A 20,625-nucleotide genomic window follows, 5' to 3' on the forward strand; every position below is an offset into this window, starting at 1 on the left:
GTGACGGGTTCCGCCACCAGCAGAATCGCCGATACGTTGCGCGGCTTGGCCTCCGCTGTGGTCGCGACGGCGCGGCAGGTTCCCCGGCGGCGGATCTTGCTGACAGCGGGGGCGGTGGCTGTGGTCGTGGCTGTCGCCCTGCTGGTTCCGCTGCCCACCGCGGTACAGCTGCGCGACTGGGCCACGTCGGTGGGGCCGTGGTTCCCGCTGGCGTTTTTGGCCACGCACATCCTGGTGACCGTGCTGCCTTTCCCGCGTACCGCGTTCACCCTGGCCGCCGGGCTGCTGTTCGGGCCGGTGCTGGGCGTGGCGCTGGCCGTCATCGCCAGCACGACCAGCGCCGTGATTGCGCTGGTGCTGGTCCGGGCGGCCGGCTGGCAGCTGAGCCGGCTGGTCCGCCACCAGGCGGTCGAGACGCTGGACGCGAGGCTGCGTAACCGCGGGTGGCCGGCGGTCATGTCGCTGCGGTTGATTCCCGCTGTGCCGTTTTCGGTGCTGAACTACGCCGTCGGCGCGTCGGCGGTGCGGGTGCTGCCCTACACGCTGGCAACGCTCGCGGGAGTGTTTCCCGGAACGGCCGCGGTCGTGATCTTGGGCGATGCGCTCACCGGTGACGTCAGCCCGCTGCTGTTTTTGGTGTCGCTGTGCACGGGGATCGTCGGGCTGTCGCTGCTGGCCTACGAGATCCGACATCACCGCCGGCACCACCGCGCACAGTTGGCGGAGGCTGAGGACGCCGCAGAGCCGGCTGTCACCGGCTGACTATCGAGCACCCGGCAACGTCAACCGGAATCGAGCACCGCCGCTGTGCGCGAGGCACGCCAGGTCGCCGCCGTGAGCGCGAGCGAGTGCCCGCGCGATCGATAGGCCAAGGCCTGCGCCGCCGTGGTCGCGTGCCCGGGCGGCATCCAGGCGCACCAGCCGTTCGAAGATGCGCTCGCGCTCGTCGTCGGGAATCCCCGGGCCGGTGTCAGTGACGGTCACTTCCGCCACGCCGTCGCGCTTTTGCAGGTCGGTGGTGATGCGCCCGCCCGGCGGGGTGTGCCGCCGTGCGTTGTCGAGCAAGTTGGACAGGATCTGCGCCACCCGAGTGGGATCGGCGCGGACGGTCAGCGCGTCAAGGCCACTGCGGGTGACGGCCAGCTGCGGCGCCAGCATGGCGGCCCGGTCGACCTCGGAGTCGGCAACGACGGCGAGGTCGGCGTCCTGCATGTCCAGCGGCAGGCCGGCGTCGATGCGGCTCAGGTCGAGCATGTCGGCGACCAGCCAGCCCGCGCGCCGCGCATCGGAAAGCAGCAGTGTCGCTCGGTGGTACTGGCGACGCGCCTCGGGGTCGGCGTCCTCCTGGCCGGCGTAACTGGCGAGCTGCTCGGCGGCGGCCTGGATGCCGGCGATCGGTGTGCGCAACTCGTGAGCCGCGTCGACGAGAAAGCGCCGGGTGGCCGTCTCGGCGCGCTGCGCAGCTTCCGCGGCTTGTTGGGCCCGCCGCTCGGAGGCTTCCAACGCATCCAGCATCCCGTCAAAAGCACTTGCGGCCCGGCCTAATTCGGTGTCGACCCGGTCCGGGTGAAGCCGCCTGCCGCGATCGCCGGTGGTGATAGCTCTGGCCAGTCCGGTCAACCGGTCCAGCGGCCGCAGCGCGGCCCGGCTGGCCGCCACCAGCAGCAGCGCCGCGACGAGCAGCGTGACCACTCCGGCGCCGATCATCAGCTGCCGCAGTTGCCGCGTCACCTGTGTGGTCTGTGTGGTGTCGGCGACCAGGATGACCCGTCCGCCGGTCGGCAACGGATGCACCACCACGGTGGCGGTGGCATCCGGCGGTGGCGGACGTGGCGGTGGCGGTGGCGGCGGGACTGTCGGGCCTGCGTTGGTGTCGGGGCTGATACCCCGGTCGCCGTAGGTGGCGCCGTCGGCCGTGACCAGCAGCGCCCGCACGCTGCCGCCGGTGAGCTCGGCGGCCAACTGTGCCGGCGGCGTGTGCGCGATGGCCAACGCGTCGGCGCGGGCGGTGGCGGCGACCAGCCGGTCGTGCAGGTTGCGTCGGGCCTGAACGCCCAACGTCACGTCGATGGTGATGCCCAAAATCAGCAGCAGCACGGCCAACAGCCCGAGCACGATGATTGTCACGCGGCGCTGCAGCGACGGGGTGGGCGTCGAGGCCTCGGACGTCATGATCGCTGCGGCTGCAGGCGATAACCGATGCCGCGGACGGTGTGCAGGATGCGCGGCCCGTGCGCCTCGAGTTTGCGGCGCAGCCCGCTGATGTGCACCTGCACCAGGTTGGGGTCGTAGGCGTCGTAGCCCCACACCGCGTTCAGGATCTGCGCGGCGCTGACGATCCGGCCGCGCTGCTCGACGAGATATGCCAGCAGCCGCAGTTCGGTGGCGGTCAGCTCCAGCCGGTGACCGTCGCGTGAGGCCACGCCGGCGTCGACGTCGAGCATCAGATCGCCGACCTGCACGACTTCGGGCAGCCGGCCTCGTCGCCGCAGCACCGCGCCGACCCGCGACACCAACTCGGCCAGCTCGAACGGCTTGACCACATAGTCGTCGGCGCCGCCGTCGAGGCCACGCAACCGGTCCGGCAGGCCGTCGCGGGCGGTGATCAACACAATGCCCGCCTTCCCCCATTCGAGAACGACGTCGATGAGCGCAAACCCGTCGCGGCCCGGCAACATCACATCCAGCACCACCAGGTCGGGCCGAAACCCGTCGAGAACCTCCTCGAGGTCGTCGCCGTCGGTCCGCGCTTCGGTGTGGTAGCCGGCGTCGGACAATGCCTCGCTGACCATCTCGCGGATGGTTTCGGAGTCTTCGACCACCAGCACACGCGGTACGCCGACACTGAACTCGGCGCGGCGACAATCGGCCATGTCTCATTCTTAGCGCTGCGTAGCTGAGATCAGGCTGAAGAAACGGCGAGCACCGGCTTGTTCAGCTTCACTTCAACTTCGCTGCCTAGCGTCACGGTCATGAACGCCGAAGAGAATCAGAACGCAACCCCCGAACCAGAAAGCTCGCCGCCGGCGGCCGAACCCGTTGCAGCGCAGCCTCGCCGGGGATGGAGCGAGTTGTCCGCACAACGCCATCCGGTGGGCGTGGCAGCCGTCGCCGGTGTGGCCGGGATCATTGTGGGGGCGCTGCTCACCGCCGCGGTCATCGCCATCACGTCCGCTCCGGCGCCTCCCCCGCCCGGTTGGCAGACCAGCGCCGACGCGCCACTGCGGCCACCGCCGCCGCCGTTCCCGCCGCACGCCGGGCCCCCTGGGCCTCCGCCCGCGGAGATGCCGCCCGCTGCGCCACCAGCGCAAGCTCCGGCCGGACCGCATCCGCGCCACGCGCAGCCGCCTCAGCATCCACCTGCCCCCGGCGAGCCGGCACCTCCGCCGCCGGCGCCGGGTGGGCCACCGCGGCCCCCACCGCCCGGGCCCTGGGCGCCTCCACCGCCGCCCCCGCCTGGCGGTCCGATGCCGCCGTGGGGCCCGCCGCCACCGCGGCCGGCGTAAGACTCAGAGCGGCAAGGGTTGTTCAGTGTCCGCGGCCGCCGAAGCCGCCGTGGCCGCCGCCGAATCCGCCGCCAATGCCGCCGAAGCCGCCGCGACCACCGCCGTGATCACCACCGCCGGGGAGCCATCCGCCACCGCCGCCGGGCTGCCACCCGCCTCGGTCACGGTCACCGCCGCCGGGTTGCCAGCCGCCCCGGTCACGGTCGCCGCCGCCCGGCTGCCACGGCGAGTTGTTGCCGGGCGGAGCGAAGATAGACGGCAGTTGGGGGATGACCGGCGCCACCGGCACCGGTATTGGCACAGGCACCGGTGCCGGAGCGGCGGGCGGTGGAGCCGGAGCCGCCGGCTCAGGCGCCGGAGCCGGTGGAGCCTGCGGCGCCGGGGCTTCCGGAGCAGGCGCGGCAGCGGCGGGCACCTGAACGGGCGCCGGAGCGACGGGTGCCGGTGCGGGTGACGGCGCCTCGACAGGGACCTGCTGCACCTCGGGCGCGGGCTGCTCGACCGTGTTCGGAGGCGCCGCCGGAGGTGCCGGCACCTCCGCCTTGGGAGCCGGTGCCGGCATGCGCTCGGCCGGTGCGACGACGCTTCCCCCGGGGTTTGGCCGCTGACTGGCGGTCGGCCGGACCGCGATCGCCAGCGACACGACCAGCGCCAACACCCCGACGAAGAAGACCGTCATCGCGCTAAGAGCCACCAGGAACGGCTTTCGCCCGTGTTCGGTTTGGCCGAAGTCGGCGTCGTCGACGGTGTAGGGGTCATCGAAGTCCGAAAGGTCTGCTGCGGCATCCGGATCCACCACCCCAGCCGTCGTCCAGTCGGGAACCTGGGCATAGGCAACGGCTGCGGTCGACGACGCGAACAGCGGGGCATTCGCCGCCGCCAGCGCCGCGCCGCGGGCCAACGCTGTCTCCGGCTCCTCGGGCGCGTTGACCGGCAGCGGCGTCGCGGTCTCCAGTTGGGGCTTGATCGCGGTGACGTCAACGCCGCAACCGACGATGAACACCCCGTCGGGGCGGGATTGCAGCGCCTCGAGCCCCGCGATCATGTCTGCCAACTCGGTCGGTGCATCGGCGCCAGTCAGCGACCGGCGGCGCACGTCGGTGACCGAACCGTCGGCGGAGTCGACGATGGCCAGCGTCGCCGTATCGGGCTCGAGGAAGAGCAGCCCCGTGTGGGCGTATCCCACCGCGCTGCCGACCGACTGGGCCAGCGCGGCGGCCGCTAGAAACGCCGAGACCAGCATGACGTTTTCGACCTTGTGGGTGGCCAGGGCGTCGCGCAAAGCCGCGGCTTCGGTCGGGTTGGTCCAGGTCACGCCGGTCGACGCCAGGCGGTAATCGCCTTCGGCGGCGCTTTGGCGGGTACCCAGGATCGCGTCGATGACCTGGTCGGCCACACTGGTATTTGCCGCGCCGGGATCGGCGGGCACCTCGAAGCCGTCTTCGTCGACGGTCACTCCGTCGGCATTTTCCCCTTCGACCAGCACCATGCGGACCGTCGTGGGCGCCATCGACACACCGAGGACGATGTCCACTAAACCTCCCGCACGAGTTTGCTTACCGGTCCGCCCCGGACGTCACGACAACGTCACAACATAGAGCCGCTAATTACCACCCTAGCCGCCGCGTCAGGGTTCGCCAGTCCGCTCAGTCGTAGCGAATCAGCTCGGGGCCTTCCTCGAATTGCAGCGAGCGGCAGGCCGGACAACGCGCCGGCGCATCGAGCGTGATTTTGCCCCCACACTCGCACCACCCGGCCAGCGCTTCCACACCGGCCCAATAGTCCGTCGCCGAAATGGGCTCGGCCTCAACGTATTCCCGGACGAGCTCGTCGTGCTTGGCGCTGGCCGCGCAGTGCGGCGCCGCCGAGCCTTTGAGGTAACGCAGGTGAAAGTCGCCCAACTCGTCGAACCCGACGGCGCGTGTTCTGCCGCACTCTGCGCAGCGCAACAAGTGGAAGAAGAAGCCGCTGCCGTGGCTCACGGTGAACGCATTTCCGCAATCCAGGCACTGCGCGGCATTAGCAGATCCCATGCGAGAAAGGTCCTCCAGGCTGACCGCTGATCGTGTTGTGAACAAAAGTCCGTCAAAGTTGACCACAGCCGGTCGACACGGCATGTCGGCTTTGCGATGGCACATATCGAGTTCATATAAAAGGGCTAAGGTCCCAGGACATGGAAGACCGCGACAAAGACCCGGCGGTGGTGCTGCCCTATCTGGTCGGCCGCCCGCTCGCCGCGACCGAGGTCTACGAGGCTTTCGGTTACCGCAAGTCCGCGTACTACAAGGCCGCCCGCGAGGGCAGGCTGATCAGCGCCGACAACTTGATCAAGGTGGCCAACTACTTCGGGCTCAACCCAGTCGACCTGCAGGTCCGCTACGGCTTGATCAAGCCCGAAGCGGTCACCGAATACGTGCAGTCAGACCCGCAGCTGCCGAGGCTGCGCGATCTTCGCCCGGACCCTAACAAGCCGCCCGTCTGATCGCCTTCCGGACGCACCAAGTCGATGCTGGCAGCCCTGATCAGCGCCACCCTCGCCGCTGTCGTGTCCAGTCTTTGGATCCGTCGCCACACCTGGCAATCACGATGGGAGGCAGGCGCCACCCTCAACATCGCCTTACAGGGCTGCGCCGTCCTCCTCATGTCTCCATGGGCGTCGGCAACGTTCGGGCCGGCGCTGCATCGGATCCTGGGACTGTGGAACGTCGAAGACCTGCTGGGCCACCTGTGCCTGATCGTCGCGGTGGCAGCCATCATCGACCACGCGCTGGCGCGGCTGACCGACGAAGAAAAAGTCCAGGGACTTTTGCATCGCCACGTCGGAGGGCCGGTCGGCGTCGGTGTGCCGGTGCTGGTCGCGGTCTTTGTCATCGCCGACGAGGCCTACCATCCTGACCTGTTCCCGGCTCACGTCAGCACCCTCTGGCTGGGCGCCTACTGGCTGGTCCTGGGAAGCCTGCTCATCTACCTGCTGAGCTACGCAGCCAGGCTGCTGCTCATTCTGCGCCACGATCCCCGCTCGAAGGCCACCGTGGATCTCTACCTGATCTCTGCCGGATTCGGCGTGGCGGCCAACGTGATTCAGATGGCAACCGCGTGGGCAGGCATCGATGTCACTCTGCCCGTATGGCTGTGCGGGTGCCTGGCCGTGACGGGTTTCGCCTACGCCTCAGCCCTGTCGTGGCGCAGCAAGGTCAGCTGGTTCGCGCCGGGCAATCGGCTTCCGCCACAACCATTTCCACCGCAGTCGCTGTGAACCGCGCCGCAAGATGGTCCGACCTCCTTGTTCAGGCTTAAACACCCTGCGGGCCGCCCTGCGCGGTCACGGTCTGGGCTACGTGCTGGCAGTGGCCGCCAACCGGCGCGTCCCCGCCGCGGCCGGACCGATCCGCGTCGATAAGCTCCCGTCGATGCTGCCCAAACGGGCCTGGCAGAAACGCTCCGCCGGGGACCATGGCCACGGCCCGCGTGTACTCCTGGGCCTGGGGCGCTGGCCGAAGACGACACCGACACCGGTCATCACCATTTGTTGATCCGCCGCAACGACACCACCGGCGAGCACGCCTACCTGCGCTGCTTCACCTGCACCCCGTACCCCGGGCCACCCTGGTGGCCGTGGCCGCCAACGGTGGCGCATCGAGGAATCGTTCCAAGCCGCCAAAGGGCTGGTCGGGCTCGACCAACACCAAGTCCGGCGCTGGCGGTCCTGGCACCGCTGGACCACGCTGGCCATGCTCGCCCATGCGTTCCTGGCCGTGGCCATCCACGAGTTTCGCCGACTCTTCGACGCGCTCTTGCTCGCCACCAACCATACCGTCACCACGCTGCTGGCCTGGTCACGATGGCGACGACGGCATCAATACCGCGCCCGACAATCCCACTACCGACGCCATGAAAACCAATGATCCCGATCTACGGCTGCAATATTTGAGCCCCGTTTTTGGCGATCAATTTCGAAAATTCTCGTCATAGCGTCGTTCTGCCTGGGGCTCTTGGATGGTGTCACCGTCGGAAGCAGAATACCGAAAGCTCCGGTGACGATCAAAAATATATTAGATGGTGCACGCCGCTACTCCGTAAGCCATTTATGTGCTTCGTCAGCGTGCTCTCCACCTTCGACTGCTGAAAAGCCGCCGGGTGAGCCCGCAAACGCCATAAGCGGTGCATTTTCCGGCATGTGACTTAGACCGACTGCGACGCAACACCGCTAGCGACAGCCTCTCTAGTGGCGTGGATGTTTGCGCTACTCCGAGGACTCCGCGCGATGCAGCGGCCACCGTTTTCCCGCAAAGTACCCACAAAGGTAAAAAATGGTGAATACACCGGCGGTGATGACCGAAACGATGGCGAACTGGAGATACTGACCTCGCGCTATCGGATAACCTGGACTTGCGTCAACCGCGTAACCAAAAAGGGCAGCTACGACCACGACGACGGCCGCCGCCGAGACCGCACTCCATAGACTATCTCTAAAATGAAAGTATTCAGCAACTCCTAACACACACAGCGCCATAGCAAAAATCATGAGCCACCACATTTTACTGGCGGTAGTTCCTCCGAGTGCCCTATAGGCGTCTTGCGCCGGATCGTAGCTGGGCTCGTCATTGGCGGGCGCAGGCGAGGCACCACTGGAGGGGTCAGGCCGGCTGTCGTCGATATGGAACGCGTAAATTTTTCCGCGAATCTTAATATATGGAGTGTAAAAGTAGGCTGTAAAAACGGTCATACCGCTGGCAAACATCGCCAATAACGCCCCTGACTTCCAGTCGGGCGGGTATGCGATAAAAAACGCGGATATCGCTGCGAGGAGAGCACCCCCCCAAAACACGCGTCGGCCCGCTCGGCGATTCTTTGACGATGCCAACACCGTAAAGAGTAGACCGATAGCTCCGGTCACCAAAAAGAATGTATTTGCGTGACGCACTCCACTACTCCGTAAGCCAATTGTAAGCCTTCCCAGCGTACTCTTCGCCTTTGACTGCGCCGAACAGACCGCCCAAGAACCCGCCCACGAACGCTCCAGGTGGCCCGGCGACCATCATGCCACCCTCGGCTCCTATCGCGCCGAGTCCCGTTGCACCGGCCCATCCTCCAACGCCTTTCGCGATTACTTCGCCCGCCGGAGCGCCATGCAGCCAGTCGTATACGCCCACACCGATATCAATTGCGTTGCCGACATTGCCGATGTGTTTGCCGATATTCTTGAGCGCTTCGATATCTTGCGCGGAAAATGCCGCGTCTGGTGCGAAGCCCTGCCAGTGTCTGCCTGTGGGCAGTGATTCGGCGAAACGCTCAAACCCTTCCTTCCCGCCAGCAAGAAATGGGCTGGCACCGGCGGCGCCTTGGATGATGTCCTGGGGGTTTGCGCCGTGGGCGATGGCGTCGACAATCCTGGCCGCCGCATCGCGTGACACGCCGCCTTCTACCAGCTCCTCTTGCGTCTTGGCCAGGATGGCGCCTCGGTCGGTGGCTTGCATCTGGTCGATGAGCCGCGTGGCCTCATCGGGAGTCATGGGTTGGGGGTGCCAGGAGGTGTTGCCGTTTTCCAGGTCGTGCTGCAGTTGGAGTCTGGCCTTGGCCTGGGCTCGGGCGTCGACGCCGAAAACACGATCAACGGGCAGCGGTCCGGTGAACTGGGATTGGTTGTAGTCGTTGAGGCGCTCACCAGAGAGCTGCCGATCTCCATGTTGCGCCGCGTGGCCGGCCGGGTCGGTGACGATCTGATAGTCGTGCAACCGGCCCGCCGCGTCGGCCTCCTCGCGTGTCATGTAGCCAGGCTGGCCCTCCATGGCTGGCAAGTACTGCGTCCTGCCCTCGGCCTTGGCCTTGTCGACGAGGGCCTGGTCTTTAGCGCGCCGCCCCGACTCGTCGTATTGCCGGGCCGCCGCGGCGGGGTCACCTGGCATCCCGTCGAGGTTGTCGATCGCCTCGGGCGTGTATCCGGTGTCCGCCGCCATCTTTTCCTCGGCGGCTTTGAGCACCGAATTGTAGGTGGATTGGACGCCTTTGATATGCGCCAACGACGCGGCGACAGCCGCCACGGCCTGATCGTGCAACCCGCTGGGGTCCTGATTCGCTTTCAGCGCGGCGAAAATCTGGTCATCGATAGCATGCAACTGTTTATCCAACTTGGCGATCTCGGCGCTGCTGTCCCGCTGGGCTGTCGCCAGGCCCGCGGCGATCGTCTCCAGATCCGTTGCGATCTGGGCGATTTGGGCCCGCTTCAGCGACAGCCGCTCGGTGGTTTGAGTGACCTCGGACGACTCGGTGATCGGCGCCTCAGAACGGTTACGCCGATACGCGTTCTGGAACTCTTTCTTGGCCCGGTCAAAGTCGTCCTGGCCTTCGGTGACGCCCGTAGCCGCCCTGTGATACGCATCGGCCTTGGCGTCGATCGCGCCGGGATTACCCTGCTGTAGTTCATCATCGAGCGTCCACGGGTCCCCACCAGCATCGACGGCCAACTCGTTGGGATCGAGGTTGACCAGTCCCTGCGGATGGCTCATCGGGCCGATCTACTCGTCGAACACAGTGGCGGCTGAGTCCAGGGCGGCAGCCGCAGACTCGTCGGTGTCGGTGAACGCCTCTGCCGCCGTATCCGCTTTGCCCGATAACCCCGTCAATGTCGCATGGTGGCCGTGCAGCTCCTCCTGGTGGCTTCGATGGGCAGCATCTAGCGCGGCGTGAAACTGCTGCGCCTCGGCGTGACCACCGAAAATCCCAGATTCCGGTGCGCCACCAAGTGCTTCGGCAGCCCCGCGCAACGATGCGGCCGCATCAAGGCACAATTCACCACCGCGGCCCAACCGTGGGGTGTTGACCTCGATTTCCTCTGCCGCCACACCGGCAGGTTAACACGCAGCACCAGCACACACATGCACTGTTTGGACGGTGGCCCTGCGCCGATCGATGCGCCGCCGCCGTGTCGGCCACCTGGATCTCGTCGCGCGTCCATCGCCTTGTCGTCGAACGTCGCTTACCCATAACGACGCCGCCTTGCGCGGGCTAAACAAACGTTTACAATAGTAAACGTGCATTTACCCGATGACCGCACGGCACGCGCCCGCATCCGCGACGAAGCACTGCGGCTGTTCGCCGAGCGCGGTCCCGACGCCGTCACGATGCGCGATATCGCGGCCGCCGCGGGAGTGTCACCGGCCTTGCTGATCCGGCACTACGGGTCCAAGGAAGGCTTGGTGGCGGCCGTGGACGATCACGTCATCCAAAGCCTCGAGGCGGTGCTGAATGAAATGGCCACGAGCACAGCCACTTCCGGTTTGGACCCCGCCGCGGTGCCCAGCATGCTCGACGGCCTGGCCACTCACCTGCCGCCGGACTCGGCGATCCCGGCATACCTGAGCCGCATGCTGATCGGCGGCGGCCCCGCCGGCTCGGCGCTGTTCGAGCGGCTTCACCGCATCAGCCGGGACACCCTCGACGCCATGGTCGCGGCCGGAACCGCCAGTGTCGGCACGGATCCGGATGTGCGCGCGGCCATCTTGATGGTCAACGACCTGGCGGTGCTCACCTTGCGTCCGCGACTGACCGAGTTGCTCGGCTTCGATCCGCTGTCGACCGACGGCATTCAGCGCTGGGCCGCAGAGGTTTTGACGATCTACCGCGACGGGCTCGCGTGACCCACCACAACGAAAATGGAGGCAGCATGTCATTGGGAACCGGTGCCGCGCAGTTGCTGCGGTCGCGTCGGCTGGTGCGCGCGCCTATCTGGATCTACAGGGCGCGCGCCGGCGCCCTGCTGGGGTCGCGGTTGCTGATGCTCGAACACATCGGCCGCAAGTCCGGCGCGCGGCGCTACGTGGTGCTCGAGGTCATCGAGCACCCGGCGCCGGACCGCTACGTCGTAGCCTCCGGCTTCGGCGCAAAGGCGCAGTGGTTCTGCAATATTCAGGCCAACCCGCGGGTGCGGGTCTATGCCGGAAGCCGCGCCCCGGCGCCAGCAACGGCGCGCGTGCTCAGCCAGGACGAGGCCGATCGAACGCTTGCGGCCTACATCAACAGCCATCCGCGCGCATGGGCCGGGTTCAAGGGCGTGCTGGAGAAGACGCTGGGGACTCCGATCACCGAGACGAACACACCCCTGCCGATGGTCGAGCTGCGGCTCGACGCCCGGTCATGACAAGCGCCGGCGTGTTGCGCACCTTCTTCGGACCGCCGCGCACCCGCGGTGAAAGCATCGTCGGCGTCGTGGTAGGCGCACTGCTCATCGCATTGCTGACTGGGTATATCCGGCACGTCGGCGGGTGGCGCGGTTGGTCGGTGGCGCAGATCGTGGTCCTTGCCGTCATGGTTTTCGATCTGGTCGGCGGGATCGTGACCACCTCGAGCGAGACCGCCAACCAGTGGTATCACCGCCCCGGCGTCGCCGCCCGCCGGTTCCGGATCGGGTTCGTGATCGCGCACGCGCTGCTGTATCTGATTCCCGCCGCGCTGCTTTTCGACACCGGCTGGGCATGGGCGGCCGTGAATGCCGCGCTGCTGATAAGCGTCGGGGCTGCAGTCGAATTCGCGCCCGCACACGTCAAGCGGCTCACCGCGCTAGGACTGACACTGACCGCGGTGCTGGTGAACCTGATCTGGCTTCCGGTGTCGCCCGCGCTCGCCTGGATTCCGTTGTTCCTCTTCGTCAAGGTCCTGGTGTGTTTCCTGGTGCCGCAGGCGACGGTCGGAGCCGACTAACCGCCGTCGGGGCCTTTCACCGTCAGCGCCGCCTACGTCGTCAAAAACACTGTCGCCGCATACGTTTTGGGAGACGTCAACGCAGCCATCGGCACTCCTTATTGCGTCAACTCGGAGGGCGCACCGAGCACTCCCTCCACCGGCTTGCGGGCGTCGGCTTCTGCCTTGGCCACCGCCTGCACAATCGCCGGATCGGTTTCGGTGGAGAACCAGTCCGCGACCTCGTCGCTGTCGTCCTCGGGCTTGGGCAGGTCTTGGTCGACCGGCGACGGCTGATACCGGAACACGCCGTCGTCGCCGGGCACGCCCAGCAATTTGGTGAAACCCTGTAGTGCCGAACCGAAATCGCTGGGCACCACCCAGACCTTGTTGGCTTCGCCCTGGGCCATCTTCGGCAGAACCTGCAGATACTGGTAGGCCAGCAGCTCGGGAGTCGGCCGGGCGGCCTTGATTGCGGCGAACGTCTTCTCGATCGCCTTCGCCTGGCCTTGGGCTTGCAGATACGCCGCGGCCCGTTCCCCTTGCGCACGCAGCATGCGCGACTGCCGGTCGGCCTCCGCGGCCAGGATCGCCGCCTGTTTGGCGCCTTCGGCGGCCAGGATCTCGGCCTGCTTCTGCCCCTCGGCCTGCTTGATCGCCGACTCGCGTTGGCCTTCCGCGGTCAAGATCATCGCCCGCTTCTCCCGGTCGGCCTTCATCTGCTTTTCCATCGACGCCTGGATCGACGGTGGCGGGTCGATGCTGCGCAGCTCGACGCGGGCAACCCGGAGCCCCCACCGTCCGGTGGCTTCGTCGAGCACGCCGCGCAGCTGCCGGTTGATCACCTCGCGCGAGGTCAACGTCTGCTCCAGCGTCATGCCGCCGACGACGTTGCGCAGTGTGGTGGTGGTCAGCTGCTCGACACCGACGATGTAGTTGCTGATCTCGTACACCGCGGCCTGCGGGTTGGTGACCTGGAAGTAGACCACGGTGTCGATGTTGAGGGTCAGGTTGTCCTCGGTGATCACCGGTTGCGGCGGGAACGACACCACTCGTTCGCGCAGATCCACCCGGGCGCGGATGCGGTCGATGAACGGCACCAGCAGGGTCAGCTGCCCGCTGACTGTGCGGCTGTAGCGGCCCAGCCGCTCGATGACCGCGGCCTCCGCCTGCGGAATCAGCGCAATCGATTTGGCCACCACGATGGCGGCGAAGATCACCAGGACGGCCAGAAATACCAGACCGGCGGCGGCACCTTGCATCATGAACTCCTTTATCTAGACGTTCTTCCACACCACCGCGGTGGCACCGTCGATATGCATGACGGTCACCAATTCACCGGGTTCGTACACGTCGACGTCGTTCAACGGGCGTGCGGTCCATACTTGCCCGTCCAGCTTCACCTGGCCCTCGTTGCGGGCGACGCGGTCGAGGACCAGCGCGTTCTTGCCTTCCAGCGCCTGCACACCGGTCCGTGCACCCTCCGCGGGTGTCAGCCGTCGCCGCAGCGCGGGCCGGACCAGCACCAGCAGCAGCACCGACACCACCAGGAAAACCGCGCCGTCGGCCCAGATCGGAAAGTTCAGCAGCCAGCTGCTGCCCGCCGCGGCCAGCGCGCCGCCACCCAGCATCAGCAAGAACATATCGCCGGTCAGCGCCTCCGCACCGGCAAGACCCAGCGCGACGATCAGCCAGATCAGGGCGGCAGGCATGCCGCCAGAATATCGCGTGATCTGCCTCGATCGCGCCGAACAACTACACTGCGAGTTCATGTGGTGCCCCAGCGCAACGCTCTCGGTATGGGCCAACGCCTGGCTCGCCGGCCAGGCCGCCCCCGACGACGTTCTCGACGCGTTATCCTGTTGGGCGCCAATGCAATCCGTTACCGCATATGACGCGGTTGCGGCCGGTCACACCGGTCTGCCGTGGCCCGATGTCGACGACGCCGGCGCGGTGTCGCTGCTGCAGACCCTGCGCACCGCGGCCGGCCGGACCGGGATCCCGGCGCCCTCGGTGAGCCTGGTGTTGCCGGTGCCCGGCGACGTGCGCGGGCTGGCGGCGGGCACCCGGTTCGAGCAGGAGGCGCTGGCCGCGGGCGAGGCGGTGCTGGTGTCCGATCCCCACGATTCGTCTGTGGCCGTCGGACTGGTCCCCGAGTTCATCTACGACGACCCCGACGACACGGCGGTACCGGCACTGACCGCGTTGTCGTGGACGGTCTACTCGCTGCCGGGGGTGACCGCGCTCGATCGGCACCAGCTAGGCGAGGCCGAATACGAACTGCGGTCGGCGGTACGGTCGGCCGCGGATGTGCTCAGCGCGGTCGGGCTCGGCTTTTCCGGCGCCGACGTCGACGATCCTCGCGGGCTGGTCGAGCAGCTGCTGGAATCCATGCGGCACCACCGGATTCCCGACCACGCGCCCGCCCGCGCGGTGCGGGTGCTGGAAACAGCCGCGCACGTCGACGCGATCATCACCGTCAGCGCCGGGCTGACACCCATTGCGACACAGTCGTCCTCGGAGACGCAGATCGCCAACGATGCGCTGCGGCCGCTGGGCGCGGTGGTGCGCTCGGCGCGAATGGCGGCGGTCAGCGCGATTCTGCGGTCGGCCTGGCGGGGCTGAGCCCGGCCGGCGACGACCATTCGGCAACGCAGTGCGGCGGCCCGCACGGCGCGCCGTTGATGCTTGCCCCGCAGCCGGGCACCGGGTCAGGTCCGACCACCCGAACGGGTTCGCGGCCCTCGCGCAGTTCGTCGATCAAATCGACGGCGAGCCGGGCGAATCGGCGGTCCGCGTTGGGTGTGGCGGCCCGGGCGAACGCTATCCCCGCTTCCTCGGCCTGCGATCGCAGCTCGTGGTCGAGGTCCCACACCACCTCGATGTGGTCGGCGACAAAGCCGATCGGGCACACGATCACCGCGCCTGTCAGCGTCGAAAGATGTTCGGCCACATCGGGTTCCAGCCACGGGATCTGCGGCGGGCCCGACCGCGACTGCCACACCAGGTCGTAGTGCCGGTAACCGGCCCGCTCGGCGACTAGCCTTGCGGCGTAAGCGACTTGGCTGCTGTACAGCTGCGGGCCGCAGCGCTGGTCGGCGGCCACCGGGATGGAGTGCGCGGTGAACACCAGCCGGGCATCGTCCGGCACGGTCTGCGCGGCGGCGGCGACAGCGTCGGCGAACATCTCGACGAACAGTGGATGATCGAAGTAAGGCCGCAACTTGACCAATTCGGGCGCAGCCTCGCCGGCATGGCTACGGGCCCGGGCGATGTCCTCGACGTATTGGGTGCAGCTGGAGTAGCCGCTCCACGCCGATGTGGTGAACACCGCTGCCCGCCGAATTCCGTTGTCGCGCATGGTCGCGACGACGTCTTCGACGTAGGGTTCCCAGTTGCGGTTACCGAAATAAACCGGCAGGCTGCCGCCGAGTTCGGCTTGCAGTTCGGCGACCAGTGCGCGGTTGATGCCGTTGATCGGCGACACCCCGCCGAAGTGCAGGTAGTGCTCGGCGACCTCGTCGAGGCGTTCCGGCGGCACACCGCGGCCGCGGGTGACGTTCTCCAGGAACGGCCGCACCTGCTCGGGGGCTTCTGGCCCGCCGAAGGACAGCAGCAGGACCGCGTCGAAGTCCATCAGAGCAACTGGTTGTGCGCCCCGCCGTCGGCGAAGATGATGTCCCCGGTGGTGGCCGGCAGCCAGTCGGACAGCACCGCGCACACCGTCTTGGCGACCGGGGTGGCGTCCTTCATGTCCCAGCCGATCGGCGCGCGCTGGTCCCAGCCCTGCTCGAGCAGCTCCATCTGCTTGCCGGCTTCTTCGCCGAGCGCGCCACCGACGATCGCGCTCATCGCCAGCGTCCGGATCGGCCCGGCGGCAACAAGATTGGATCGAACGCCGTACGGGCCGGCCTCGCGTGCCACGAACCGGTTCACCGACTCCAGCGCGCTCTTGGCCACCGTCATCCAGTTGTAGGCCGGCATCGCGCGGGTGGGGTCGAAGTCCATGCCGACGATCGCGCCGCCGCGATTCATGATCGGCAACACCGCCTTGGCCAGCGACGCGTACGAATACGCCGAAATATGAATGCCTTTGGAGACGTCCTCGTAGGGCGCCTCGAAGAACGGATTGATGCCCATGCCGCTGGGCGGCATGAAACCGATCGAATGCACCACGCCGTCGAGCTTGTTGCCCTCGCCGATCACCTCGACGACCCGCTCGGCCAACGTGTCGAGGTGCTTCTCGTTCTGCACGTCGAGCTCCAGCAGCGGCGGCTTCTGCGGCAGCCGGTCGAGGATGCGCTCGATCAGCCGCAGCCGGTCGAACCCGGTGCAGACGAGCTGCGCGCCCTGTTCCTGAGCGACCCGGGCGATGTGGAACGCGATCGACGCGTCGGTGATGATCCCGGCGACCAGAATCCGTTTGCCTTCGAGCAGTCCTGCCATGTCCGTCCTTGTTCGTGTGGAAATCGTTAGTGGCCCATACCCATGCCGCCGTCGACCGGGATCACCGCGCCCGAGATGTACGAGGCGTCCTCGGAGGCCAGGAAGCTGACCACGCCGGCGACCTCTTCGGCGGTGCCAACCCGCTTCGCCGGGATGAATTCCAGTGCCCCCGCCTGAATCCGCTCATCCAGCGCGCGGGTCATATCGGTGTCGATGTAGCCCGGGGCCACCACATTCGCGGTCACGTTGACCTTGGACAGTTCCCGAGAAATCGATCGCGCCATGCCGATCAGGCCGGCCTTGGAGGCTGCGTAGTTGGCCTGGTTGCCGATGCCCCAGGTGCCCGAGACCGAGCCGATGAAGATCATCCGGCCGAACCGCTTGCGTTGCATGGTGCGCGATGCCCGCTGAGCCACCCGGAACGCCCCGGTGAGGTTGGCGTCGATGACCTTTTGGAACCGCTCCTCGGTCATCCGCATGAGGAACGCGTCCAGGGACAGGCCGGCGTTGGACACCAGCACCTCGACGGAACCCTGGTGCTCCTCGACCTCTTTGAAGGCGCGGTCGACGGCGTCGTTGTCGGTGACGTCACACTCGACGCCGAACAATCCCTCGGGCGCCCCGGATCCGCGGTGCGTGACAGCCACCTTGTGGCCGTCGGCGGCCAGCCGCCGCGCGATCGCGAGCCCGATCCCCCGGTTTCCGCCCGTGACCAGCACCGACCGGGAGACAAAGGGCGGCCTGCCGGCGTGGGTGGTTTCTGTGGCTGTCTCAGTCACCCCGACAACCTATCGCATCGCCGAGTGGCCACTTCTGACACGCCTTTTGGGCGGACGCGTGCACTTACGGGCCGTTCGGCGGCACAACTACGTAGGCAGCCGGCGGTTGATCAGGACCGCTGCCAGAGCGGCCAACGCCAGGATCAGTGAACCCAGCCGCAGCCAGCCGACGCTGGCGTCGCCACGGATGGTCTCGTATCCGATCTGCTGCTGCAACGACGCGTAGACCTCTTTGAGCTGCTGCAGGTTGGACGCGTTGTAGTGGTTGCCGCCGGACAGTTCGGCGACCTTCTTCATCGTGGTGTCGTCGACCGGCACCGGCTGGCGCTGGCCGTTGATATCGACAAAGCCGTACGGGGTGCCGAACGAAATGGTCGAGATCGGCACGCCCTGGTCCTTGGCGGTCCGCGCGGCGGTGAACGCGCCCTTGGGGTTGTCCGGATTGGTCGGCACCGTCTCCTTACCGTCCGAGAACAACACGATGCGCGCCGGCGGTGGAGTGTCGCCGCCGCCGATCACCGCGCCGACGGTGGCGATGGCCTGCAATGCGGTGAAGATGCCTTCGCCGGTGGCGGTGCGGTCGGCGAACTGCAGCTTGTCCAGTGCGGCCTTGGTCGCATCCCGGTTGGTGGTCGGCTGCACCAGCACCGTCGCGGTGCCGGCGTAGGCGATCAGGCCCAGGTTGATCCCGGGCGTCAGCTCGCCGGCGAACTCCTTGGCGGCCACCTGCGCGGCCACCATCCGGTTGGGTTCGACGTCGGTGGCCCGCATCGACTGCGACACGTCGATCACCAGCATCACCACCGCGCGGTTGCGCGGAATCCGCACATCGTGCGTCGGGCCGGCCATCGCGATCGTCAGCAACACCAGCGACACCGTCAACAGAATCGCGGCCAGGTGGCGCCACCGGGTGGGCTGTTTGGGCGCCACGCTTTCCAGCAGCTCCATGTTGGCGAACCGCAGCATCCGGCGGTGTCGGGCCACCTGCGCGATGATGTAGAGCGCGACGATGCCGAGAACGACCAGGAAGAACAGAAACCACCACGCGTGAGCGAACCCGGTGAGCGTCATCGGGCCGAGCAACGGCAAACTCATTGGCGCCCCGCCAGTGCGCCCCTCCGGCGCGACTCCACAAAGCGGACGATGTCGCCGATCCAGTCGCGGTCGGTGCGCAGCGACATCAGGGGCGCTCCGCAGCTGCGGAAGGTGCGCTTGACGTCGGCGTGATGAGCGGCCGCCGCTTTGCCGAAGTCGTCGCGCAGCTGCTCGTCGATGGTGAACTCGCGGGTGACACCAGATTCGGCGTCTTGCAGGATGACGTCGCCCACGTCCGGCAGCTCGACATCGCGCGGGTCGAGCACCTCGATGCCCAGTACCTCGTGGCGGGCGGCAATCGCGCGCAGCGGACGCTGCCAGTTGATCGGCCCGAGGAAATCGCTGATGATCACGGCCATCCCGCGGCGACGCTCGGGGCGGCGCAGCGCGTCGATGGCAGCTGCCAGGTCACCGCGCACTCCGACAGGCGCCTTCGGAGCGGTGGCGATGCTGCGCAGCAGGGTCTGCTCGTGCTGGCGGCCGGATCGGGCCGGTACCCGAATCCGTTGTGCGCCATTGTCGATCAGCGCGCCGAGCCGGTTGCCTCCCCCGCTGTTGAGGAAGGTGATCGCGGCTGCCGCGGCCACCGCCAGGTCGCGTTTTTCGCAGACGCTGGTGCCGAAGTCCAGGCTGGCCGACATGTCGACCACCAACCAGGTCTCCAGTTCCCGGTCGGCGATCATCTGCCGGACATGCGGGTGGGTGGTGCGGGCGGTGACCGCCCAGTCCATCCGCCGCACGTCGTCGCCGGGCTGATACTCGCGCGACTCCCCCGCCTCCGAGCCGGGACCCGGGATCAGGCCCAGGTGATCGCCGTGCAACACGCCGTCGAGCTTGCGTTTGACGGTCAGCTCAAGCGTGCGCAGCGCGGCCGACAGCTTCGGGTCGTCGATGTCGCCGCGCTGCATCGACGGCGGATGGACCGCCGCCGGCGCCTTGGAGTCAGTCACCGACCGCTAGCCGCCGCCGTCGCACCCTGCATCACCGGAGGCACCGAATGTCCTTGCTGCGGAACGGCGTTCACTTGCGGCATGGCGACTGTCTGCAGCACCCGGTTGATCACGATCTCCGGCGAGATCTCGTCGGCCAGCGCGTCGTAGGTCAGCACCAGCCGGTGGCGCAGCACGTCGGGAATGACCTCGATGACGTCCTGCGGGATCACGTAGTCGCGGCCGCGCACCAGCGCCAGCGACCGGGAGGCGGCGATGATGCCCAGCGACGCACGCGGGGATGCGCCGAACGAGATCCAGCTCTTGACGTCGTTCATCCCGAGTTGCTCGGGGTGGCGGGTGGCGGTGACGACGCGAACCACGTAGTCGACCAGCGCGTGGTGCACGAAGTTGTTGGCCGCGATGTCCTGCAGCCGCACCAGGTCGCCGGTCGCCAGGATCTGCTTGGGCTCCGGCGGGCGCACGCCCATCCGGTAGATGATCTCGCGCTCCTCCTCCGGCGAGGGGTAGCCGACGTTGATCTTGAACAAGAACCGGTCGCGCTGCGCCTCCGGCAGCGGGTAGACGCCCTCGTGCTCGATCGGGTTCTGGGTGGCCATCACCAGGAACGGGTTGGGCAGCGGGAAGGTCTTGCCGCCGATCGAGACGTGGCGCTCCTGCATGACCTCCAGCAGCGCCGACTGCACCTTGGCCGGCGCGCGGTTGATCTCGTCGGCAAGCAGGAAGTTGACCACCACCGGGCCGAGTTCGGTGTCGAACTCCTCCTTGCCCTGCCGGTAGATGCGCGTACCGATGATGTCGGTGGGCACCAGGTCGGGAGTGAACTGGATGCGGGCGAACGTCCCGCCGACCACCCGGGCGAACGTCTCCACCGCCAGCGTCTTGGCCACCCCGGGCACACCCTCGAGCAGCACATGGCCCTTGGACAGCAGGCCGACCAGCATCCGCTCGACGAGCTGGTCCTGGCCGACGATGATCCGCTTGACCTCGAAAATGGCCCGTTCCAGGGTGTGCACCTCGGCGGCCAGCCCGTTGCCGCCGTCCGGAGACGGCGCATGCGCCGGCGTCGTCGGCGGCCCGCCCGGGCCGGAGTACCCGCTGGCGCCACCTGCTGATGTCATCGATGCTCTCCTACCACGGCTCAAGCCTTCTACAGCTCTTCACACACGACTG

23 protein-coding genes and 1 pseudogene are annotated in these 20,625 nt (G+C 67.3%); 8 read left to right on the plus strand and 16 right to left on the minus strand.

Annotation, left to right across the window (positions count from 1 at the left end):
* Positions 1-762: a TVP38/TMEM64 family protein gene (locus tag AWC14_RS26595; RefSeq protein ID WP_045375328.1), complete on the plus strand. Its 762-nt coding sequence runs from the start codon at positions 1-3 to the stop codon at positions 760-762.
* Here AWC14_RS26595 and AWC14_RS26600 read toward each other — a convergent pair whose 3' ends face one another.
* From AWC14_RS26600 to AWC14_RS26620, 5 genes are all read right to left on the minus strand, one after another.
* On the minus strand, positions 763-2,172 hold the full coding sequence (locus AWC14_RS26600) for a sensor histidine kinase (RefSeq protein ID WP_085241532.1): 1,410 nt from the start codon (positions 2,170-2,172) through the stop codon (positions 763-765). It abuts the gene before it with no gap.
* Positions 2,169-2,873 carry a response regulator transcription factor gene (locus AWC14_RS26605; RefSeq protein WP_045375332.1) on the minus strand — a complete coding sequence of 235 codons (705 nt, stop codon included), beginning with the start codon at positions 2,871-2,873 and terminating at the stop codon, positions 2,169-2,171. Before AWC14_RS26605 ends, AWC14_RS26600 begins: the two co-directional genes overlap by 4 nt.
* Positions 2,874-3,165: 292 nt before the next feature.
* A complete protein-coding gene (locus AWC14_RS26610; protein ID WP_045375334.1) occupies positions 3,166-3,492 on the minus strand; it encodes a hypothetical protein in 327 nt (108 codons plus the stop codon).
* Between the two features lie 36 nt (positions 3,493-3,528).
* Positions 3,529-5,040 carry a DUF7159 family protein gene (locus tag AWC14_RS29295; protein WP_162267218.1) on the minus strand — a complete coding sequence of 504 codons (1,512 nt, stop codon included), beginning with the start codon at positions 5,038-5,040 and terminating at the stop codon, positions 3,529-3,531.
* A 112-nt stretch (positions 5,041-5,152) separates the two neighbouring features.
* Positions 5,153-5,539 carry a hypothetical protein gene (locus AWC14_RS26620; RefSeq protein ID WP_085241534.1) on the minus strand — a complete coding sequence of 129 codons (387 nt, stop codon included), beginning with the start codon at positions 5,537-5,539 and terminating at the stop codon, positions 5,153-5,155.
* 140 nt (positions 5,540-5,679) lie between these two features.
* Here AWC14_RS26620 and AWC14_RS26625 point away from each other — a divergent pair, with 140 nt between their 5' ends.
* The 3 genes and pseudogenes from AWC14_RS26625 to AWC14_RS29885 form a co-directional block, all read left to right on the plus strand.
* A complete protein-coding gene (locus AWC14_RS26625) occupies positions 5,680-5,988 on the plus strand; it encodes a helix-turn-helix transcriptional regulator (RefSeq protein WP_045375338.1) in 309 nt (102 codons plus the stop codon).
* Between the two features lie 24 nt (positions 5,989-6,012).
* The gene (locus AWC14_RS26630; RefSeq protein WP_057003428.1) at positions 6,013-6,762 is read left to right on the plus strand and encodes a hypothetical protein; all 750 of its coding nucleotides are present in this window, start codon (positions 6,013-6,015) and stop codon (positions 6,760-6,762) included.
* A gap of 370 nt (positions 6,763-7,132) precedes the next feature.
* Positions 7,133-7,411, plus strand: a pseudogene (locus tag AWC14_RS29885) (IS701 family transposase); the annotation flags it as partial.
* 338 nt (positions 7,412-7,749) lie between these two features.
* Here AWC14_RS29885 and AWC14_RS26635 read toward each other — a convergent pair.
* The 3 genes from AWC14_RS26635 to AWC14_RS26645 are packed head-to-tail and all read right to left on the minus strand — an operon-like array spanning position 7,750 to position 10,348.
* Entirely contained in the window at positions 7,750-8,403 is a 654-nt protein-coding gene (locus tag AWC14_RS26635; protein ID WP_142281850.1) for a hypothetical protein, read from the minus strand.
* A 31-nt stretch (positions 8,404-8,434) separates the two neighbouring features.
* Positions 8,435-10,012, minus strand: coding sequence for a putative alpha/beta hydrolase (locus AWC14_RS26640; protein ID WP_045375342.1), 1,578 nt, complete (start codon positions 10,010-10,012; stop codon positions 8,435-8,437).
* Between the two features lie 9 nt (positions 10,013-10,021).
* Positions 10,022-10,348, minus strand: coding sequence for a DUF2563 family protein (locus AWC14_RS26645; protein ID WP_052425510.1), 327 nt, complete (start codon positions 10,346-10,348; stop codon positions 10,022-10,024).
* A 189-nt stretch (positions 10,349-10,537) separates the two neighbouring features.
* Between AWC14_RS26645 and AWC14_RS26650 the strand changes: the two genes are divergently transcribed.
* Genes AWC14_RS26650 through AWC14_RS26660 form a run of 3 tightly spaced genes read left to right on the plus strand, consistent with a single transcriptional unit; the run spans position 10,538 to position 12,203 of the window.
* Entirely contained in the window at positions 10,538-11,143 is a 606-nt protein-coding gene (locus tag AWC14_RS26650) for a TetR/AcrR family transcriptional regulator (RefSeq protein WP_045375344.1), read from the plus strand.
* 26 nt (positions 11,144-11,169) lie between these two features.
* Positions 11,170-11,643: a nitroreductase family deazaflavin-dependent oxidoreductase gene (locus AWC14_RS26655; protein WP_045375401.1), complete on the plus strand. Its 474-nt coding sequence runs from the start codon at positions 11,170-11,172 to the stop codon at positions 11,641-11,643.
* Positions 11,640-12,203, plus strand: coding sequence for a hypothetical protein (locus AWC14_RS26660; RefSeq protein WP_045375346.1), 564 nt, complete (start codon positions 11,640-11,642; stop codon positions 12,201-12,203). The genes AWC14_RS26655 and AWC14_RS26660 overlap by 4 nt, the downstream gene beginning before the upstream one ends.
* A gap of 98 nt (positions 12,204-12,301) precedes the next feature.
* Here AWC14_RS26660 and AWC14_RS26665 read toward each other — a convergent pair whose 3' ends face one another.
* Together AWC14_RS26665 and AWC14_RS26670 are read right to left on the minus strand one after the other, a co-directional pair.
* Entirely contained in the window at positions 12,302-13,444 is a 1,143-nt protein-coding gene (locus AWC14_RS26665) for an SPFH domain-containing protein (protein ID WP_045375403.1), read from the minus strand.
* Between the two features lie 15 nt (positions 13,445-13,459).
* Positions 13,460-13,894 (minus strand): NfeD family protein, encoded by a 435-nt coding sequence (locus AWC14_RS26670; RefSeq protein WP_045375348.1) that lies wholly within the window; start codon positions 13,892-13,894, stop codon positions 13,460-13,462.
* A 58-nt stretch (positions 13,895-13,952) separates the two neighbouring features.
* On the opposite strand from AWC14_RS26670, the gene AWC14_RS26675 reads away from it, so the two are divergent.
* Entirely contained in the window at positions 13,953-14,807 is an 855-nt protein-coding gene (locus tag AWC14_RS26675; RefSeq protein WP_057003431.1) for a hypothetical protein, read from the plus strand.
* On the opposite strand, the gene AWC14_RS26680 is transcribed toward AWC14_RS26675, so the two are convergent.
* The 6 genes from AWC14_RS26680 to moxR1 form a co-directional block, all read right to left on the minus strand.
* Positions 14,773-15,819, minus strand: a complete 1,047-nt coding sequence (locus AWC14_RS26680) for a ferrochelatase (RefSeq protein WP_045375351.1) — start codon at positions 15,817-15,819, stop codon at positions 14,773-14,775. The two genes, AWC14_RS26675 and AWC14_RS26680, sit on opposite strands and share 35 nt — an antisense overlap.
* Positions 15,819-16,628 (minus strand): NADH-dependent enoyl-ACP reductase InhA, encoded by an 810-nt coding sequence (gene inhA, locus AWC14_RS26685; protein WP_045375353.1) that lies wholly within the window; start codon positions 16,626-16,628, stop codon positions 15,819-15,821. Before inhA ends, AWC14_RS26680 begins: the two co-directional genes overlap by 1 nt.
* A gap of 26 nt (positions 16,629-16,654) precedes the next feature.
* On the minus strand, positions 16,655-17,407 hold the full coding sequence (fabG1, locus tag AWC14_RS26690; RefSeq protein WP_045375355.1) for a 3-oxoacyl-ACP reductase FabG1: 753 nt from the start codon (positions 17,405-17,407) through the stop codon (positions 16,655-16,657).
* Between the two features lie 87 nt (positions 17,408-17,494).
* Positions 17,495-18,502 (minus strand): VWA domain-containing protein, encoded by a 1,008-nt coding sequence (locus tag AWC14_RS26695; RefSeq protein WP_045375356.1) that lies wholly within the window; start codon positions 18,500-18,502, stop codon positions 17,495-17,497.
* Complete coding sequence (locus AWC14_RS26700; RefSeq protein WP_045375358.1) at positions 18,499-19,452, minus strand: DUF58 domain-containing protein; 954 nt, start codon at positions 19,450-19,452, stop codon at positions 18,499-18,501. Before AWC14_RS26700 ends, AWC14_RS26695 begins: the two co-directional genes overlap by 4 nt.
* Entirely contained in the window at positions 19,449-20,573 is a 1,125-nt protein-coding gene (gene moxR1, locus AWC14_RS26705) for a chaperone MoxR1 (protein ID WP_045375360.1), read from the minus strand. Before moxR1 ends, AWC14_RS26700 begins: the two co-directional genes overlap by 4 nt.
* Positions 20,574-20,625: the final 52 nt, after the last annotated feature.

This window comes from Mycobacterium kyorinense (assembly GCF_002101735.1).
GTDB lineage: Bacteria > Actinomycetota > Actinomycetes > Mycobacteriales > Mycobacteriaceae > Mycobacterium > Mycobacterium kyorinense.

Coding starts and splice junctions, on each gene's coding strand:
- AWC14_RS26600 (WP_085241532.1), bottom strand. CDS start 2,172: ATGACGTCCGAGGCCTCGACGCCCACCCCGTCGCTGCAGCGCCGCGTG.
- AWC14_RS26605 (WP_045375332.1), bottom strand. CDS start 2,873: ATGGCCGATTGTCGCCGCGCCGAGTTCAGTGTCGGCGTACCGCGTGTG.
- AWC14_RS26620 (WP_085241534.1), bottom strand. CDS start 5,539: ATGGGATCTGCTAATGCCGCGCAGTGCCTGGATTGCGGAAATGCGTTC.
- AWC14_RS26625 (WP_045375338.1), top strand. CDS start 5,680: ATGGAAGACCGCGACAAAGACCCGGCGGTGGTGCTGCCCTATCTGGTC.
- AWC14_RS26630 (WP_057003428.1), top strand. CDS start 6,013: ATGCTGGCAGCCCTGATCAGCGCCACCCTCGCCGCTGTCGTGTCCAGT.
- AWC14_RS26640 (WP_045375342.1), bottom strand. CDS start 10,012: ATGAGCCATCCGCAGGGACTGGTCAACCTCGATCCCAACGAGTTGGCC.
- AWC14_RS26655 (WP_045375401.1), top strand. CDS start 11,170: ATGTCATTGGGAACCGGTGCCGCGCAGTTGCTGCGGTCGCGTCGGCTG.
- AWC14_RS26660 (WP_045375346.1), top strand. CDS start 11,640: ATGACAAGCGCCGGCGTGTTGCGCACCTTCTTCGGACCGCCGCGCACC.
- AWC14_RS26665 (WP_045375403.1), bottom strand. CDS start 13,444: ATGCAAGGTGCCGCCGCCGGTCTGGTATTTCTGGCCGTCCTGGTGATC.
- AWC14_RS26670 (WP_045375348.1), bottom strand. CDS start 13,894: ATGCCTGCCGCCCTGATCTGGCTGATCGTCGCGCTGGGTCTTGCCGGT.
- AWC14_RS26675 (WP_057003431.1), top strand. CDS start 13,953: ATGTGGTGCCCCAGCGCAACGCTCTCGGTATGGGCCAACGCCTGGCTC.
- AWC14_RS26680 (WP_045375351.1), bottom strand. CDS start 15,819: ATGGACTTCGACGCGGTCCTGCTGCTGTCCTTCGGCGGGCCAGAAGCC.
- inhA (WP_045375353.1), bottom strand. CDS start 16,628: ATGGCAGGACTGCTCGAAGGCAAACGGATTCTGGTCGCCGGGATCATC.
- AWC14_RS26695 (WP_045375356.1), bottom strand. CDS start 18,502: ATGAGTTTGCCGTTGCTCGGCCCGATGACGCTCACCGGGTTCGCTCAC.
- moxR1 (WP_045375360.1), bottom strand. CDS start 20,573: ATGACATCAGCAGGTGGCGCCAGCGGGTACTCCGGCCCGGGCGGGCCG.